An 18,741-nucleotide genomic window follows, 5' to 3' on the forward strand; every position below is an offset into this window, starting at 1 on the left:
TGTGCAAATAATTGCATAGTTTGCAACAATTTGCATGCAAGAAAAGGCGAAAATGAGTACAATAAAGCGTTTTCATCGTTGTCTTATAAGGCGATATTATGATTAAATTATGAGTGGTGAGGTGATTACAAATGAAATTAGAAGATTTAATTCGCCAAGCATCTGAGTCTACAGAAAATGTCGTAGCGGTTGCAGCTGCTGCGGATCTTGAAGTTTTAGAAGCTGTAAGTTTGGCAATTGAACTCGAAATGGCTAGTTTCCGTCTTTACGATGACGAACCTAAGCTAAAAGCTTTAATTAACGAACATTACCCGCATTTAGTGAATCATCCGAGGATTTATACTCAGCATGTTAAGGACGCTCAGCAAGCTGCTTTAGCTGCTGTGAAGTCAGTTCGTTTGAATGAAGCAAATGTGTTAATGAAAGGTCATATTCCAACAGCAGTAATTTTAAAGGCTGTATTGAATCCTGACTTTGGATTACGAACTGGAAAAGTACTTTCTCATGTCGCTGCATTTGAAATTAACGGTTATGATCGTCTGATTTTTGTAACGGATGCAGCAATGAATATTGCTCCGGATTTATCTCAAAAAGCACAAATTATTCAAAATGCAGTAAAAGTAGCACATGCCGTAGGAGTAAATAATCCAATCGTTGCCCCTTTAGCAGCAGTAGAAACAGTAAATCCAAATATGCAGCCAACCTTAGACGCAGCAGCATTAGTAAGCATGAATATGCGTGGTCAAATAAAAGGTTGTATTATCGATGGCCCTTTAGCTTTAGATAATGCTATTTCAATTGAAGCTGCTCAACACAAAGGCATTTCAGGCGAACATGCTGGACGAGCAGACATTTTGTTAGTCCCTTCAATCGAAGCTGGAAATATTTTGTACAAATCACTTGTTTATTTTGCAAAAGCAAAAGTCGGTGCAGTTATTGAAGGTGCAAAAGCTCCAATCGTTTTAACTTCACGTGCAGATAGTGCAGACAGTAAACTTAATTCACTTGCATTAGCTATTTGCTCATCACAAAAATAAACATCTATTATAGGAGGAATTTACAATGGAAATTTTCAAATATATGGAGAAATATGATTACGAACAATTGGTGTTTTGCCAAGATAAGACTTCAGGCTTAAAAGCTATTATTGCCATTCATGATACAACATTGGGACCTGCACTTGGTGGTACTCGTATGTGGAATTATGCAACAGAAGAAGAAGCAATTGAAGATGCACTTCGTCTAGCAAAAGGAATGACATACAAAAATGCTGCTGCTGGCTTAAATCTTGGTGGTGGTAAAACAGTTATTATCGGAGATCCATTAAAAGATAAAAACGAAGAAATGTTCCGTGCTTTCGGTCGTTTTATTCAAGGTCTAAACGGTCGTTACATAACTGCTGAAGATGTTGGTACAACTGTAGCAGATATGGACTTAATTCATGAAGAAACTAATTATGTAACTGGAATTTCTCCAGCATTTGGATCTTCAGGTAATCCATCTCCTGTAACAGCTTATGGTGTATACCGTGGTATGAAAGCTGCAGCAATGGAAGCATTCGGTAGTGATTCATTAGAAGGCAAACGTGTTGCAGTTCAAGGTGTAGGTAACGTTGCATATAATTTATGCCGTCATTTACATGAAGAAGGTGCAATATTAATTGTTACGGATATTAATCAAGCTTCAGTTGACCGTGTTGTGAATGAATTTGGAGCTACTGCAGTAAACACTGATGAAATTTACTCACAAGACGTTGATATTTTTGCTCCATGTGCATTAGGTGCGATTATTAATGACGAAACGATTCCACAATTAAAAGCTAAAGTTGTTGCTGGTGCAGCTAATAACCAGTTAAAAGAAACTAGACATGGTGATCAATTACATGAACTTGGAATTGTTTATGCACCAGATTACGTAATTAATTCAGGTGGAGTTATTAACGTAGCAGATGAATTATATGGTTATAACCGCGAGCGCGCGATGAAGCGTGTTGAAACAGTATATGACAGCATTGCAAAAGTAATGGAGATTTCACGTACTGAAGGAATTCCTACTTACTTAGCAGCTGACCGTTTAGCAGAAGAGCGTATTGCTCGTGTGGGTAAATCACGTAGCCAATTCTTACAAAATGGCAAACATATTTTAAGCGGACGTTAATCACGTCTTTTGGGAGGAATCATTGTGCAAGAACATTCATATCGCATTCTTGTTATCAACCCAGGTTCCACTTCTACAAAAATTGGTGTTTTTGAAAACGATGTTTTATTGATGGAGAAAACGATCCGACATTCTTCGGAAGAAATCGGCAAGTTTTCTTCAATCATTGATCAATATGAATTTCGTAAGGAAACCATTTTAGAAGCATTGGATGAAGAAGGAATCAACATTTCGAAGTTATCGGCCGTTTGTGGTAGAGGCGGCCTGCTTCGTCCAATTGAAGGTGGTACTTATGCGGTTAATGAAGAAATGCTTAGAGATTTGAAAAAAGGTTTTTCTGGACAACATGCTTCAAATTTAGGTGGGATTTTAGCATTTGAAATTGCAACAGGTTTAAATATTCCTTCATACATCGTCGATCCAGTCGTTGTGGATGAGTTAAATCCAATAGCCCGCATTTCAGGGTTTTCGTTAATCGAACGAAAATCTATTTTCCATGCACTCAATCAAAAAGCTGTTGCACGACGATATGCTAAACAATGTGGTAAAGCATATGAAGATATGCGATTAATCGTTACTCATATGGGTGGCGGTATCACTGTAGGAGTTCATGAAAATGGACGAGTAGTAGAAGTGAATAATGGTTTGCATGGTGACGGTCCATTTAGTCCAGAACGTGCAGGTACGGTTCCTGCAGGCGATTTAATTGATTTATGTTTTTCTGGTGAATACTATCGCCATGAAATCATGAAGAAATTAGTCGGTCAAGGCGGGTTAGTTAGTTATTTAGGAACCAATGATGCAGTAGCAGTTGAAAAGAGAATTGCTAAAGGTGACCAAGAAGCAGAGCTTGTATATGATGCTATGGCTTACCAAGTAGCTCGAGAAATTGGTTCTGCGAGTGCTGTATTAGAAGGAAAAATCGATGCGATTATCTTAACTGGTGGTTTAGCATATGGTAAAGATTTTGTCGAAGCTATTTCGAAACGAGTGAATTGGATTGCTGATGTGATTGTTCATCCTGGTGAAAATGAATTGCAAGCTTTAACTGAAGGTGCGATTCGTGTTTTAAACGGTGAGGAACAAGCGAAGGTTTATCCGAATTCAAAGTAAAAGGAGGATAAGCATATGGCAAAAAATTATGATGTAGTCATAATTGGTGGAGGAACAGGTGGCTATGTGGCTGCTATTCGTTCTGCGCAATTAGGTCTTAAAACAGCAATTGTTGAAAAAGGTAACTTAGGTGGAACATGTCTTCATAAGGGCTGTATTCCAAGTAAAGCATTACTTCGCAGCGCTGAAGTTTACGCAACGACTAAAAACCATGCGGCAGATTTCGGAGTAAATACAGGTGAAGTTTCTCTAGATTTTTCACGCGTTCAAGCTCGTAAAGAAAGTATTGTTTCCCAACTTCATCAAGGTGTACAAGGATTGATGAAAAAAGGGAAAATTGATGTATTTGAAGGTACTGGCCGTATGTTAGGGCCATCTATTTTCTCGCCATCTCCAGGTGGTACCATTTCAGTAGAAATGAATAGTGGAGAAGAAAACGAAATGTTAATACCTAAAAACGTAGTCATCGCAACTGGTTCAAGACCACGATCACTACCAGGTTTAACAATTGATGGAACTCAGGTAATGAGTTCAGACGAAGCATTGATGATGACAGAATTACCAAAATCGATTTTAATTGTCGGTGGAGGGGTTATCGGAATTGAATGGGCTTCGATGTTAAATGATTTCGGCGTTGAAGTTACAGTAATTGAATACGCTGATCGCATTATCCCAACTGAAGATGCTGACATTTCTAAAGAAATGCAAAAGTTATTAACTAAAAAAGGCATTAAATTTGCGACAAGTGCTAAGGTTTTAGCCGACTCTTTAGAGACAACGAAGGATTCTGTCACGATATCTGCTGAATTAAAAGGTGAGACGACAGCGTTTACTGCGGAGAAAATGTTAGTTTCTGTTGGACGTCAAGCGAATGTTGAGGGTATTGGTATTGAAAATACGGATATCGTTGTTGAAAAGGGCTTTATTCAAGTTAAAGATACTTTCCAAACAAAAGAGTCTCATATTTATGCGATTGGAGATGTAATTGGCGGATTGCAATTAGCTCATGTGGCTTCTCATGAAGGAATTACAGCTATTGAGCATATTTCAGGACAAAAAACGCATGCCATCGATTACAACTTAGTATCTCGTTGTATTTATTCAAATCCAGAAGCTGCAAGTGTAGGAATTACTGAACAACAAGCGAAAGAAAAAGGCATTGATGTTAAAGTAGGTAAGTTTTCGTTTAAAGCCATTGGTAAAGCATTGGTTTACGGTGAGTCTGATGGATTTGTTAAAATCATCGCTGATAAAGAAACGAACGATATACTAGGTGTTCATATGATAGGACCACATGTTACGGATATGATTTCTGAAGCAGGACTTGCAATGGTACTTGATGCAACACCTTGGGAAATTGCTTCTACTATTCACCCTCACCCAACACTTTCAGAAGTTATGGGCGAAGCGGCACTAGCAGTTGAAGGTAAAGCGATTCATATGTAATTTCTGATAGTCAAAAAAGGGGGATGTACAAATGGCAACTAATCGTCATGAAGAATTAGGGTTATCAAATGATGACGTACTTAAAATTTTTGAAACAATGCTAATGGCTCGTCGTGTTGATGAGCGTATGTGGTTATTGAACCGTGCTGGTAAAATTCCTTTCGTTATTTCTTGTCAAGGACAAGAAGCGACTCAAGTTGGAGCTGCTTTCGCACTAGACAACACGAAAGATTATATCGCTCCTTATTACCGTGATATGGGTGTAGTTTTACACTTCGGTATGACAGCTCGCGATTTGATGCTTTCTGCGTTTGCTAAAGCGGAAGATCCAAACTCGGGTGGACGTCAAATGCCTGGTCACTTTGGACAAAAGAAAAATCGTATTTTAACAGGTTCTTCACCTGTAACGACTCAACTTCCACATGCAGTGGGTGTTGCATTAGCAGGTAAAATAAAACAAAAAGATTTCGTTACTTTCGTGACACTTGGTGAAGGTTCATCTAACCAAGGTGATTTCCATGAAGGATTAAACTTTGCCGGTGTTCATAAATTACCTTGTATAACGATGGTTGAAAACAATAAATATGCAATTTCAGTTCCTTACGACAGACAAGTAGCTGCTAAAAACGTTTCAGATCGTGCAATTGGATATGGTATGCCTGGTTTCACCGTTGATGGAACAGATCCTTTAGAAGTTTATAAAGTGGTTAAAGAAGCTGCTGACCGTGCCCGTAACGGGGAAGGTCCAACTCTTATCGAAGCCGTTTCACATCGATTAACAGCTCACTCATCTGATGATGATCAACGTCAATACCGCACAGCTGAAGATCTTGCTGAAGGGCAAGCGGCTGATCCAATTGGTAAGTTCGCTGCTTATTTAACAGAATTGAACATCCTTACTGAAGAAATTGAAAAAGATTTAAATGATCGCATTATGAAAGAAGTAAATGAAGCAACGGATTATGCAGAGAACGCGCCATACGCTGCACCAGAAGATGCTTTAAAATACGTCTATGCTGAAAAAGACGGGGGGAACGCATAATGGCAGTTATGTCTTATATTGACGCAATTACACTCGCAATGAAAGAAGAGATGGAACGAGATGAAAACGTCTTTGTACTTGGTGAAGACGTAGGTCGTAAAGGTGGCGTATTCAAAGCTACTCAAGGTTTATACGATCAATTTGGAGAAGATCGCGTAATGGATACTCCATTAGCAGAATCTGCAATCGCAGGTGTCGGAATCGGTGCTGCAATGTACGGTATGCGTCCAATTGCAGAAATGCAATTTGCTGATTTTATCATGCCAGCCGTTAACCAAATTATTTCTGAAGCTTCTCGAATTCGTTACCGTTCAAATAATGACTGGTCTTGTCCAATCGTTTTCCGTGCACCTTTTGGTGGGGGAATTCACGGTGCACTTTACCATTCACAATCTGTTGAAGCGATCTTTGCAAACCAACCTGGTTTGAAAATCGTGATTCCTTCAACTCCTTATGATGCAAAAGGCTTACTAAAAGCTGCTATTCGTGATGATGATCCAGTTATGTTCTTCGAGCACAAACGCGCTTACCGATTAATCAAAGGCGAAGTGCCTGAAGATGATTACACAATCGAAATTGGTAAAGCAGATGTTAAACGTGAAGGTGAAGACATTACTGTTATCACTTATGGTTTAGCTGTCCACTTTGCACTGCAAGCTGCTGAACGTTTAGAGCAAGACGGAATTTCTGCTCATATTCTTGATTTGCGTACAATTTATCCATTAGATAAAGAAGCAATTATTGAAGCTGCTTCAAAAACAGGAAAAGTACTACTTGTTACTGAAGACAATATGGAAGGTAGCATTATGGGTGAAGTAGCAGCAATCATTGCTGAAAACTGCTTGTTTGATTTAGATGCACCGATTAAACGTTTAGCAGGACCTGATGTACCTGCAATGCCATATGCACCGACAATGGAAAAGTTCTTTATGATTAACCCAGATAAAGTTGAAAAAGCAATGCGTGAACTTGCAGAATTTTAACCTGAAAGGAGGAGTTACAATTGGCAATCGAACAAATTAAAATGCCTCAACTCGGTGAATCCGTAACAGAAGGAACAATCGAAAAATGGTTGGTTCAACCGGGTGACAAAGTGAATAAATATGATTCACTTGCAGAAGTGAATACAGATAAAGTAACAGCTGAGATTCCCTCATCATTTACAGGTGTCATCAAAGAGCTAATCGCTACAGAAGGCGAAACTTTAGCAGTAGGTGCCGTAGTTTGTACAATCGAAACTGAAGGTGGCGCTTCTACTGAAGAATCAACTCCTGAAGATGCTCCTGCCGAAAAAGAAACAGCCGCTGAAATGCCAGCTGCTGAATCGAAAAAAACGGCAGCTCCTGTTCAACGTGAAAAAGGGTCGAAAGCTCGTTATTCTCCAGCTGTATTAAAACTTGCTCAAGAAAACGATATCGACTTAACACTTGTAGAAGGTACGGGAAATGAAGGGCGTATTACACGTAAAGATTTACAAGCAATTATCGAAAGTGGGAACATCCCAACTGCTAAAGCTGAACAAGCTGCTCCTCAACAAGAAACAGTATCAGCACCAGCTCAACCGGCTGCATCGAAACCTGCAGCAGCAGCAAATGTACCTGTTGCCGAAGGCGATATCGAAATTCCTGTTACAGGCATTCGTAAAGCAATTGCAGCTAATATGTTACGTAGTAAACACGAAGCACCACATGCGTGGACAATGATTGAAGTAGATGTTACGAACCTAGTTCAATACCGTGATTCAATCAAAAATGAATTCAAGAAAAAAGAAGGATTTAATGTTACTTACTTTGCATTCTTCGTCAAAGCAGTTTCTCAAGCTTTAAAAGAATTCCCAATGATGAATTCAATGTGGGCGGGCGACAAAATCGTACAGAAAAAAGATATTAATATCTCAATCGCTGTAGCAACTGAAGATGCATTGTATGTTCCAGTTATTAAAAATGCAGATGAAAAAACCATTAAAGGCATTGGTCGTGAAGTTAATGAACTTGCAGCTAAAGTACGTGCAGGTAAGTTGAAATCTGATGAAATGCAAGGTGGTACATTTACTGTTAATAACACAGGCTCATTTGGTTCTATTCAATCAATGGGTATCATTAATTACCCACAAGCAGCAATTCTGCAAGTGGAATCTATTGTTAAGCGTCCAGTTATTATGGCGGGCGGCATGATTGCACCTCGTGATATGGTAAATCTATGTTTATCACTTGATCACCGAGTTCTTGATGGATTAGTTTGTGGACGTTTCCTTGCGCGTGTGAAAGAAATTCTTGAAAACATGACAAAAGAAAACACTTCCGTTTATTAATGAAAAGTTTTAAGCAGAACTCATGCGGATTGTGAAACCTACTTTTCGTTGAAAGTATGTTGAACATTCGTTCGAGATTTAACTTGAAACTAAACTTATCAATAAAGTCCGATGCCGAAACTCTCGGTCATCGGGCTTTTTTTGCTTTTATGAAAGCCCTTTCTAAGTTAGACTAGAAGTAAGCAACAGATCTAAAGGAGGGAAGCGAAAGCATCCACATGACAATCACAAAAATGAAAACTATTCAATTTCCAAAAGCTTCTTACGACGACTGGAAAGTAGAAGCCGTTCATTCACTAAAAGGTAAATCATTCGATCAATTAATCACTCCAACCTTTGAAGGAATTCAACTTCAACCACTATATACAGAAGAACATCTAAATAAGTCAATAAATTACTCTGAAATAATCTCTTCAGCAAAACAAGATTCGAAATGGATGATTGCACAACCGGCCGTTGCAACGTCAGCACATGAATTCTTACAAAAAATTGTCGATCAACTAAGCCGCGGCAATGATATGATTGTTTATTTGGCTTCAACATCATCCTTTGAATGGAGTTCTGAAGAATTAAATCAATTAAAGGACTTAATCAAAAAACATCCGTTCTATTTTTCCGTTGAAAACGAAAATGATTCAATTTTAGGGGTCTTTTCACTTCTAACGAAGGAAGAGTTACAAGTAGTAACAGGTTATGTAAAAGGGGTTTCCATTCCATCTGTCAATATGCTCGTTTCTACTAGTGAAATTCATTATGCGGGTGGGACAGCGATCCATGAGTTAACAAGTGCCTTGCTGTCATTTGCAAAAATAGCTGAAAATACACCTGACTTTTCATCTTCTCTGGCTGTTCAATTTTCAGTAGATACGAATTTCTTTATGGAAATTGCTAAATTAAGAGCGTTCCGTGTGTTATGGAAAGCGTTTATCTCCGCATATGGAGTGGATGGGACAAATATCCCATTATTCGCTGACACTTCTTTGCGTTCCTATTCGAAACTCGATGATACGGTAAATTTACTGAGAGCTGGCAATGCTGCTTTTTCAGCAGTGCTTGGCGGTGCAGATGCTTTAATGGTTTACCCTCATGATGTATTAACAGGCAGCACGTTAACATCTGAGCGAATTGCACGTAATGTTCAATTAGTTATTCGAGAAGAAACGATGATAAGCAAATTCATTGATCCATCTTCGGGATCTTACTATATCGAGTCACTAACGTCTGATTTAGTGCGTGAATCATGGGCGTTGTTTATTAAAATCCAGTCAATGCAAGAAACATCACGTGAAATTTATTTAATGGATCTTGTACATGAAGTTCATTCAAAGAGAAAAACGGCTCTTACAACTCGCAAAGCATCGTTAATCGGGACAAATATGTATGCTAATCCAAGTGATATCGTAAGTCCATCAGTCATGAATGAAGACGTTGATCGTCTGGCAGTTCCTTTTGAGAACCTTAGAGAAAAGTTCCAAACGAACTCTTTGAAATCCGCGGTAGTCTCATTTGGTTTGTTAAAAGAAGTGAAACCTAGAGCCGATTTCGTTCAAGGATTTTTACAAGCAGGAGGATTAAATCCTTTAATGAGTCCAGTTTTTGAAAAAGTAGAAGATGCATGGCACTGGTTGAAAAAGAATGAGATTGCTTATGCAATTGTTGCTGCTAAGGATGATTTAACGAAGGAAATTATGCCATCTTTGCTAGAACTGAAATCTAATGACATGTTCTTGGATGTTGCAGGCAAATTTGAAGAAGAAACTACTTGGAAAGAACTTGGACTAAATGGCAGTATTTATGCGGGACAAGATATAATTGCTAAAATGCAAGAACTTGTTCATTGGAATGAAGCAGGAGGTCACACAGATGAAACCTGATTTTAAGTCAATTCAAATCGAAACTATTCTCTCTAATAACCAATTAAACAATACCATTACGGATTCTTTTTTAACGAATGAAGGCATTCAAATACAACAAAGATATTCAAAGAATGATATCGCATCACTTGAACATACTCAAGACCTGCCAGGGATAGCTCCCAATACAAGAGGGCCATATCCGTCTATGTATGTGTCACGTCCATGGACTGTGCGTCAGTATGCTGGATTTTCAACTGCCGAAGAAAGTAACGCATTTTATCGTCGTAACCTTGCCATGGGGCAAAAGGGCTTGTCAGTCGCTTTTGACTTAGCTACACATCGAGGTTATGACTCAGACCATCCCCGTGTTACTGGAGACGTTGGGAAAGCTGGAGTTGCTATTGATTCTATTGAAGATATGAAGATTTTGTTCGATGGCATACCACTGGATCAAATGTCTGTTTCTATGACAATGAACGGAGCCGTTTTACCAATTCTCGCATTCTATATCGTGACAGCTGAAGAACAAGGCGTCTCACCTGAGCAACTTGCTGGAACCATTCAAAATGACATATTAAAAGAATATATGGTAAGAAATACATATATTTATCCACCTGAAATGTCGATGAAAATTATAGCCGATATTTTTGAATATACGTCGAAGTTAATGCCAAAGTTTAACTCCATTTCGATTTCTGGCTATCACATGCAAGAAGCGGGAGCAACAGCCGACATTGAATTAGCCTATACATTAGCTGATGGATTAGAGTATGTACGTACAGGACTTAAAGCTGGAATCGATATTGATTCATTTGCGCCACGATTGTCATTTTTCTGGGCGGTTGGAATGAATTATTTTATGGAAATCGCAAAAATGAGAGCCGCTCGACGTATTTGGGCTCAAATGATGAAAACGTTTGACCCGAAGAATCCAAAATCATTAGCACTGCGTACACATTCACAAACTTCTGGATGGAGTTTGACTGAACAAGACCCATTTAATAATGTCACTCGCACTTTAGTCGAAGCAAATGCCGCTGCTATGGGTCATACGCAATCTCTTCATACGAATGCACTTGACGAAGCGATCGCATTACCGACAGATTTCTCTGCACGTATAGCTCGTAATACTCAGCTCTTCTTACAAGAAGAAACGATGATGACGAAGGTTATTGACCCTTGGGGCGGCTCTTATGCAGTTGAAAAACTGACGGATGAGTTAATGCAAAAAGCTTGGGCATTAATCGAGGAAATCGAAGAGCTTGGAGGTATGGCAAAAGCGATTGAGACAGGTTTACCAAAGATGAAGATTGAAGAGGCAGCTGCTAAAAAGCAAGCTCAAATCGATTCAGGTAAAGAAATTATTATTGGCGTTAATAAATTCCGTTTATCAGAAGAAGATCCCATTGAAATATTAAATATTGATAACACCGTGGTTCGTCAAAAACAAATTGACCGCATTGAAAAAATGAAACAAACGCGCAATGAAACAGAAGTAACAGCTGCATTAACTGCTCTTACTTCTGCAGCTCAAACAGGCAATGAAAATTTACTAGCATGTGCAGTTCAAGCAGCTAGAGTTCGAGCAACACTTGGTGAAATTTCTGATGCCATAGAACTTGTATCAGGTAGACATAAGGCGGTGATTCGTTCAGTGAGTGGAGTTTATAGCTCGAACTTCTCAAATGAAGAAGAAATAAAAGCCGTTAAACAGATGACCGATGAGTTTAAAGAAAACGAAGGCAGACGACCTCGAATTATGATCGCCAAAATGGGACAGGATGGACATGACCGAGGGGCAAAAGTAATTGCTACTGCCTTTGCAGACTTAGGCTTTGACGTAGATATGGGACCGTTATTTCAAACTCCTGCCGAAACGGCTCGCCAAGCAGTAGAAAATGATGTTCATGTAATTGGTGTGAGTTCATTAGCAGCTGGCCATATAACACTCGTTCCATCACTTCGTGATGAATTAAGCAAATTGGGTCGAGAAGACATTTTAATTGTCGTCGGTGGTGTTATTCCTGCCCAAGATTATGCTTTCCTTCGAGAAAATGGAGCTTCAGCGATATTTGGACCGGGAACTGTAATACCAGTAGCAGCTGGTAAAGTCATAGAAGAAATTTATAGAAGACTCGGGTATGAGGAAGTGATGGAATAATGGATGGTCAAAAGAACCAACAGAAAAATTCAATGCATGTTATGAGTGGCATTCATTCTACTCATGATGGAATGGGGCAAGCAACACGAAAGCAATTTCGAAAGTCTCAAAAAAATGAGATTTCTGTCGATGATTTTTCACGAGAAATTCGTCAAGGTTCTAGACTCCATTTGGCCAAAGCCATTACTTTACTTGAAAGTACTGTTTCTGCAGATAAACGTGCAGGGCAACGTTTACTTCAAGAGCTATTACCTCACACCGGCAACAGTATTCGTATAGGAATCACGGGCGTACCTGGTGCTGGTAAAAGTACTTTTATTGAAGCATTTGGCAAGTTTTTATGTGATGAAGGCTTTAAAGTAGCGGTGTTAGCGATAGATCCTAGCTCCACTATATCCGGTGGAAGCATATTAGGAGATAAGACGCGGATGGAAGAACTTGTGAGACATGAAAATGCCTTTATTCGTCCATCACCAACTGCTGGAACTTTAGGTGGCGTTCATAAAAAATCACGAGAAACGATGTTGCTATGCGAAGCGGCGGGCTACGATGTGATTTTGATCGAAACCGTTGGCGTCGGTCAGAGTGAAACGATTGTTAGGGGAATGGTTGATTTCTTTTTATTGTTAGTTTTAACCGGTGCTGGTGATGAACTGCAAGGGATGAAAAAAGGAATAATGGAATTAGCGGATTTAATAATCGTTCACAAAGCTGATGGCGACAATGCAAAAATGGCGAAGAAAACAGTCGCTGAGTACCAACAAATTTTGCATTTTTTACAACCCGCAAGCCCAGGGTGGACAACTAAAGCAATACCCGCTTCGTCGAAAGATTACGTTGGAATTGAAGAAACATGGCAAATTATTTGTTCCTTTAAAGATACACTTATGAAATCAGGTTTCTTCATCGAAAGACGACAGTCGCAAACAAAAGATTGGTTCCATACAATGATTGTCGATCGCTTAATGGATCAATTCTATGAGCAACCTCATACGAAAACAACTGTTAAGAGCTTAGAAGCAGAGATACTAAAAGGCAATAAAACCGTGTCACAAGCAATTGAACAACTTTTTCTAGATAATAAATCCTAGTTTTTGCGTGGGTATTCATGAACTGCTATTATTAATACAGAAGTTTGAGAGGAGTTTTAACAATGAATATGGATTTTAATTTATTAATGAACGATATAGTTCGTCAAGCACGTGGTGAAATGGAGGCTAGCGGGTATGAACAATTGACTTCTCCTGAAGAAGTAGAACAAGCGTTCTCTCGCAAAGGTACTTCATTGGTTATGATTAATTCAGTATGTGGTTGTGCTGGGGGAATAGCTCGTCCAGCAGCTGCAAATGCTGTTCATTATGATAAACGTCCCGATCATCTCGTAACAGTTTTCGCAGGACAAGACAAAGAAGCTACTGCTCAAGCCCGTATGCTATTTGGAGATGAGCACTTGCCGTCATCCCCATCATTCGTTTTAATGAAAGATGGAGCACTTGTTGCTGAGATCGGTCGTCATGAAATTGAAGGTCACGATCCAATGTCCGTAATTACTCATATACAAGCACTGTTTGAAGAACATTGTGATGAGCTATAAGGTAGAAAACGAGAGCACTGTTATTCAGTGCTCTTTTGCTTACGTCATTTTGAGAAGGGGGTGAGGGTGGAATGGATTTACGGAAATTTCGTATAGGGTATCGAACTTTGAAAACAGCGGTTGGAGCGAGTATTGCGATGTTAATCGCAATGTATTTAGATTTAGATTACTACAGTTCAGCTTTTATTTTGACGGTTTTATGTATTCAACCAACAAAGAGAAAATCTGTTCGTGCGGTATATGCTCGTATTATTTCAAGTGTCATTGGTGTTGGATTTGCTTTCATATTCTTTGAAGGAATATCGTATCATCCACTTGTGTTTGGTCTTATTTTAGTGTTATTTATTCCGACATTAGTCTCGTTAAAATTTCAAGATGGTTTTGTATCGAGTGTGGTCATTCTCTTGCATCTATTTGATGCTAAATCGTTATCCTTGTCTTTACTGTGGAATGAAACACAATTAATGGCCGTAGGTTTTGGTGTGGCATTAGTGGTCAATATGTATATGCCAAGTATCGATAAAGATTTAAAAAAATATCGTTTAGATTTAGAAGCACTCTATTCTAAAATATTTCATGAAATTGCACTCTATTTACGGAATGGAGATTCAGACTGGGATGGAAATGAACTTGTCCAAGCAGCAGAAGTAATTGAAAAAGGGAAAGCACTCGCTTACCAAGATGTTGAAAACCATTTAAATCGAAGACAAAATTTATATTATTTATATTTTGATATGAGAGAACAACAATTTGAAATCATTGAAAGAGTACTTCCAAAAATCACAGCTTTACCAGTCACTATTTCACATTCACATCATGTAGGTGAATTTATTGAGGATTTAGCTAATCATGTCCATTCAGGCAATACAGCGAATACCTTTATTTCCAAACTAGATGATGTAAAAGAAGAGTTCTCGAAAATGCCGCTTCCTAAAGATCATGATAACTTTTTGGCAATGGCTGCACTTTATCAGTTTATCGAAGAAATGGAACAATATTTACGCATTAAACGAAAATTCGTCGGTTTTAAAATAAAAAAAAAGACAGCTTCTAAGGAATAATAATTCCTCGGAAGCTGTTTTTTGTTAAAAGAATAAGCTTAGCCCAAACAAGGCACTAGATAAAACCATCATGATGATCATTAAATAGACGATGAACTTACGAAAATTTGCATTACGCATACGATACAACTCCTTTAACGAACGATAGTTTAAGTTTAGTAGAAACTGAAAAAATTCACAAGAGGTAGAGTTTTCAAAAAGAAATCGGTACAATAGAGAATGGAGAATACAGAAGGGTGTGGCTATTTTGAAAAAGGTTGATCATATTGGCATCGCCGTAAAAAATTTAGATGAAACAATCCCTTATTATACAGAAACACTCGGTTTATCCGTTTTAAAAATCGAGGAAGTAGCATCAGAATCCGTTCGCGTAGCATTTATTGATGCTGGCAACGTTAAATTAGAACTACTTGAACCAATGTCCACACAAAGTGCCATCCATTCTTTTATTGAGAAAAAAGGTGAAGGTATCCATCATATTGCTTTTGGTGTGGAAGGAATTGAAGAGCGAATGAAAGAACTTCGTGAAAAAGGAATACGTGTTTTAAATGAACAACCGAAAATTGGAGCGGGTGGCGCACAGGTCGCGTTCTTACATCCAAAATCTTCATTCGGTGTCTTATATGAACTTTGTGACAAAACAGGTTTAAAGGAGTAAACACATGGACATTTATGAAAAAATCAGTGAGTTATATGATCGGAAACGTGAAATTGAACTTGGTGGTGGAGACGAACGTATTGAACGTCAACATGCTAAAGGTAAATTAACCGCACGAGAGCGTATTGATTTACTTGTCGATCAAGGTACATTTGTAGAGCTGAATCCTTTTATTGAGCATCGTACAGTTGATTTTGGGATGGACAAGCAAAAGGGACCAGGTGAAGGGGTTGTAACTGGATACGGAAAAGTTAATGGACGCCCAATCTATTTATTTTCACAAGATTTTACGGTCTTCGGTGGTGCTTTAGGTGAAATGCATGCGATGAAAATTGCAAATGTAATGGATCTTGCAGCTAAAAATGGCGCGCCTTTTATTGGGTTAAACGATTCAGGTGGTGCACGTATTCAAGAAGGTGTCGTTTCATTAGATGGATACGGTCAAATTTTCTATCGAAATTCAATTTATTCTGGTGTTATTCCACAAATTTCTGTCATCCTTGGACCGTGTGCTGGAGGTGCAGTTTATTCACCAGCAATCACTGATTTTGTATTTATGGTGGATGAATCAAGCCAAATGTTTATTACCGGACCAAAAGTAATTGAAACGGTTACGGGTGAGAAAATATCAGCTGAGGATTTGGGTGGCTCAAAAGTACATAATGCAATTAGTGGAAATGCCCATTTCCGTGCGAAAACCGAACAAGAAATTTTACAACAAGTGAGAGATTTGTTAAGTTATTTACCGCAAAATAATGATGAAAAACCGCCTAGACTGGAAGCTGATATGAAAGATGATTACCGACCTGAATTAACGGAAGTTATTCCATTTGATGCGATTCGTCCGTATGATATTCGAAAAGTAATCGAACAAGTAGTCGATCAAGATTCATTTATGGAAGTTCAAAAGGAATTCGCTCGTAATGTAGTAATTGGACTTGCTCGAATCAAAGGTGAAGTTGTTGGGTTAGTTTGTAATCAACCGAAAGTCATGGCAGGAGGATTAGACATCGATTCTTCTGATAAAGCTGCACGATTTATTCGTTTTTGTGATTCGTTTAACATCCCAATCATTACGTTTGAAGATGTAACTGGATTCTTCCCAGGTATTAAACAAGAGCATGGCGGAATTATTCGTCACGGAGCCAAAATTTTGTATGCATACTCAGAAGCAACTGTTCCTAAAATGACCGTCATTTTAAGAAAGGCTTATGGTGGCGCTTACGTTGCATTAAACTCTAAATCAATTGGCGCAGACTTAGTGTTTTCCTGGCCGAATGCAGAGATTGCCGTGATGGGTCCTCAAGGCGCAGCTAACGTAATCTTTTCCCGGGAAATCGCGCAAAGCGACAATCCGGAAAAAACGCGTGCGACAAAAATCGAGGAATATCGTGAAAAATTCGCAAATCCTTACGTAGCTGCCGCTCGTGGGATGGTGGATGATGTTATAGACCCTCGAGAAACACGAATTAAGCTTATACAAGCACTTGATATGATGCGAAATAAGAAGGAATCACGACCAGCTAAGAAACACGGTAATATCCCACTATAAAGGAGTTTTTCATTTGACAAATCAACGTTTAATAGACGAATTTTTCGAGTTAGTACAAATCGACTCTGAAACAAAACATGAGCAAGTGATTGCACCTATCTTAAAATCAAAAATGGAAGCGTTAGGCTTTCAAGTTATTGAAGACGATTCTGCTACGAGAAGTGGCCATGGCGCAGGCAATCTCATTGCGACATTAAAGGGAAATAAAGCTGATGTTGATCCAATCTACTTTACTTGTCATATGGACACAGTAGTTCCTGGAAAAGGCATTAAGCCCGAATTACGTGAAGACGGATATATTTACTCAGATGGAACAACTATTTTGGGTGCTGATGATAAAGCAGGTATTGCAGCATTATTCGACATGGTTAAACGCTTAAAAGAAGAGTCGATTGATCATGGAGATATTCAGTTTATCATTACTTCTGGCGAAGAGAGTGGCTTAGCTGGAGCTAAGGAACTTGATGCATCACTTATCAATGCCAAATATGGTTTTGCTGTCGATTCAGATGGAAAAGTAGGCGGAATTGTTACGTCAGCACCGTATCAAGCGAAAATTTGGGCTACGATTCGAGGGAAGACTGCTCATGCAGGTGTAGCTCCTGAAAAAGGAATATCAGCAATCAATATTGCGGCGAAAGCCATTTCGAAAATGTCTTTAGGACGAATTGATGAAGAAACTACAGCAAATATCGGTCGTTTTGAGGGCGGAGGAGCAACAAACATCGTTTGTGATGAAGTTCATATTTTAGCTGAAGCTCGTTCAATTGTGGAAGACAAACTAACCAAACAAACGGAGCACATGCAATCGGTCTTTGAAAAAGTTGCGACCGATATGGGTGGCTCTGCTGAAGTGGATGTGAAGCTTATGTACCCTGGTTTCCGCTTTGGTCCTGAGGAACATGTCACAAAGGTAGCGATACAAGCTGTTAAGAATGTAGGACGCACGCCTTTATTAGCAGCAAGCGGTGGAGGCAGTGATGCAAATATCATCGCTGGATTTGGGATCCCAACAGTCAATCTTTCTGTCGGGTATGAAGAAATTCATACAAAAAATGAACGTATGCCAGTTGAAGAGCTTGAAAAGTTATCAGATTTGTTAGTTGAGATTGTCAAAGTTTCGGCTATTAAATCATAAAACAACTGTGGGGGTTTGAGTATGTCAAGTGTCAAAGTGGTTGTGTTTCGTTGTGGAAATGAAGATTATGCTATTCCTGTCGAACATGTCGTATCAATTGAAAAATTAGAACAAGTTAACCCAATTCCTCATTTACCAAACTATTTCTTAGGGTTAATGAAGATTCGTGGAGAACTTGTTCCAATCGTGGATTTTGAACAAATCCTGTACGGCCGCAGTGCCAGTTCGGATGATCAAGTTCGTGTAATCGTTTTACAAACCGAAGAAATGTTTATAGGTCTTTTAGTGTTAGAAGCAAAAGAGATTTTAGATATTGCTAATGAAGATTTAAAACAAATTGGACTGGTGAATTATTCTAAAACACAGTATTTTTCTTCTGTAGCCAATTTAGAAAATCGTGTAATTACGATTATAGATCCAAGCATTTTAGTGCGCACGGTTGATGGCATTAAAGAAATTCAAACTTACTTGGAATCAGTTGAAGTTGAATAAAAAAACAAGACGCTAGGATGCCCTTGCGTCTTGTTTTTTGGGTTCTATAATAAATGTTGGGGTAAGCACACAATTTAGCGCATGAAAAAAGCACGACATCATCCATATCTTATATACTTGAATTGTCGAGAAACAAGTAAGAATGGAGATGCGTGCAGAT

At 38.8% G+C, this 18,741-nt stretch carries 17 protein-coding genes; 16 read left to right on the top strand and 1 reads right to left on the bottom strand.

Features of this window, described 5'->3' with window-relative positions; genetic code table 11:
- Positions 1-131 precede the first annotated feature (131 nt).
- The 12 genes from yqiS to ACHUE4_RS02960 all read left to right on the top strand — a co-directional run bounded on the left by yqiS (position 132) and on the right by ACHUE4_RS02960 (position 14,741).
- Entirely contained in the window at positions 132-1,037 is a 906-nt protein-coding gene (gene yqiS / locus ACHUE4_RS02905) for a phosphate butyryltransferase (protein WP_394187815.1), read from the top strand.
- A gap of 25 nt (positions 1,038-1,062) precedes the next feature.
- A complete protein-coding gene (gene bcd / locus ACHUE4_RS02910) occupies positions 1,063-2,157 on the top strand; it encodes a branched-chain amino acid dehydrogenase (RefSeq protein ID WP_394187817.1) in 1,095 nt (364 codons plus the stop codon).
- Between the two features lie 24 nt (positions 2,158-2,181).
- Positions 2,182-3,270 (top strand): butyrate kinase, encoded by a 1,089-nt coding sequence (buk, locus tag ACHUE4_RS02915; protein WP_394187818.1) that lies wholly within the window; start codon positions 2,182-2,184, stop codon positions 3,268-3,270.
- A 15-nt stretch (positions 3,271-3,285) separates the two neighbouring features.
- Entirely contained in the window at positions 3,286-4,716 is a 1,431-nt protein-coding gene (gene lpdA / locus ACHUE4_RS02920; RefSeq protein WP_394187820.1) for a dihydrolipoyl dehydrogenase, read from the top strand.
- 31 nt (positions 4,717-4,747) lie between these two features.
- Positions 4,748-5,758: a thiamine pyrophosphate-dependent dehydrogenase E1 component subunit alpha gene (locus ACHUE4_RS02925; protein WP_394187822.1), complete on the top strand. Its 1,011-nt coding sequence runs from the start codon at positions 4,748-4,750 to the stop codon at positions 5,756-5,758.
- Positions 5,758-6,741 carry an alpha-ketoacid dehydrogenase subunit beta gene (locus ACHUE4_RS02930; RefSeq protein ID WP_394187824.1) on the top strand — a complete coding sequence of 328 codons (984 nt, stop codon included), beginning with the start codon at positions 5,758-5,760 and terminating at the stop codon, positions 6,739-6,741. The genes ACHUE4_RS02925 and ACHUE4_RS02930 overlap by 1 nt, the downstream gene beginning before the upstream one ends.
- A 20-nt stretch (positions 6,742-6,761) precedes the next feature.
- Positions 6,762-8,069 (top strand): dihydrolipoamide acetyltransferase family protein, encoded by a 1,308-nt coding sequence (locus tag ACHUE4_RS02935; protein ID WP_394187826.1) that lies wholly within the window; start codon positions 6,762-6,764, stop codon positions 8,067-8,069.
- Between the two features lie 218 nt (positions 8,070-8,287).
- A complete protein-coding gene (locus ACHUE4_RS02940; RefSeq protein ID WP_394187828.1) occupies positions 8,288-9,943 on the top strand; it encodes a methylmalonyl-CoA mutase family protein in 1,656 nt (551 codons plus the stop codon).
- Positions 9,933-12,086 carry a methylmalonyl-CoA mutase gene (scpA, locus tag ACHUE4_RS02945; protein WP_394187830.1) on the top strand — a complete coding sequence of 718 codons (2,154 nt, stop codon included), beginning with the start codon at positions 9,933-9,935 and terminating at the stop codon, positions 12,084-12,086. The genes ACHUE4_RS02940 and scpA overlap by 11 nt, the downstream gene beginning before the upstream one ends.
- Positions 12,086-13,177 carry a methylmalonyl Co-A mutase-associated GTPase MeaB gene (meaB, locus tag ACHUE4_RS02950; RefSeq protein WP_394187832.1) on the top strand — a complete coding sequence of 364 codons (1,092 nt, stop codon included), beginning with the start codon at positions 12,086-12,088 and terminating at the stop codon, positions 13,175-13,177. Before scpA ends, meaB begins: the two co-directional genes overlap by 1 nt.
- A 62-nt stretch (positions 13,178-13,239) precedes the next feature.
- Positions 13,240-13,680 carry a BrxA/BrxB family bacilliredoxin gene (locus ACHUE4_RS02955; RefSeq protein WP_394187834.1) on the top strand — a complete coding sequence of 147 codons (441 nt, stop codon included), beginning with the start codon at positions 13,240-13,242 and terminating at the stop codon, positions 13,678-13,680.
- Positions 13,681-13,751: 71 nt separating this feature from the next.
- Entirely contained in the window at positions 13,752-14,741 is a 990-nt protein-coding gene (locus ACHUE4_RS02960; RefSeq protein WP_394187836.1) for an aromatic acid exporter family protein, read from the top strand.
- A 24-nt stretch (positions 14,742-14,765) separates the two neighbouring features.
- Here ACHUE4_RS02960 and prli42 read toward each other — a convergent pair whose 3' ends face one another.
- Entirely contained in the window at positions 14,766-14,861 is a 96-nt protein-coding gene (gene prli42, locus ACHUE4_RS02965; RefSeq protein ID WP_155979643.1) for a stressosome-associated protein Prli42, read from the bottom strand.
- Positions 14,862-14,988: 127 nt separating this feature from the next.
- Between prli42 and mce the strand changes: the two genes are divergently transcribed.
- The 4 genes from mce to ACHUE4_RS02985 are packed head-to-tail and all read left to right on the top strand — an operon-like array spanning position 14,989 to position 18,581.
- Positions 14,989-15,399: a methylmalonyl-CoA epimerase gene (gene mce / locus ACHUE4_RS02970; protein ID WP_394187838.1), complete on the top strand. Its 411-nt coding sequence runs from the start codon at positions 14,989-14,991 to the stop codon at positions 15,397-15,399.
- Between the two features lie 4 nt (positions 15,400-15,403).
- Complete coding sequence (locus tag ACHUE4_RS02975; RefSeq protein ID WP_394187840.1) at positions 15,404-16,951, top strand: acyl-CoA carboxylase subunit beta; 1,548 nt, start codon at positions 15,404-15,406, stop codon at positions 16,949-16,951.
- A 13-nt stretch (positions 16,952-16,964) separates the two neighbouring features.
- Positions 16,965-18,089 (top strand): M20/M25/M40 family metallo-hydrolase, encoded by a 1,125-nt coding sequence (locus ACHUE4_RS02980; protein WP_394187842.1) that lies wholly within the window; start codon positions 16,965-16,967, stop codon positions 18,087-18,089.
- Positions 18,090-18,110: 21 nt separating this feature from the next.
- Complete coding sequence (locus ACHUE4_RS02985) at positions 18,111-18,581, top strand: chemotaxis protein CheW (protein ID WP_394187844.1); 471 nt, start codon at positions 18,111-18,113, stop codon at positions 18,579-18,581.
- The last annotated feature ends 160 nt before the right edge of the window (positions 18,582-18,741 follow it).

The sequence above is a fragment of the Paenisporosarcina quisquiliarum genome (assembly GCF_043641925.1).
GTDB lineage: Bacteria > Bacillota > Bacilli > Bacillales_A > Planococcaceae > Paenisporosarcina > Paenisporosarcina quisquiliarum_A.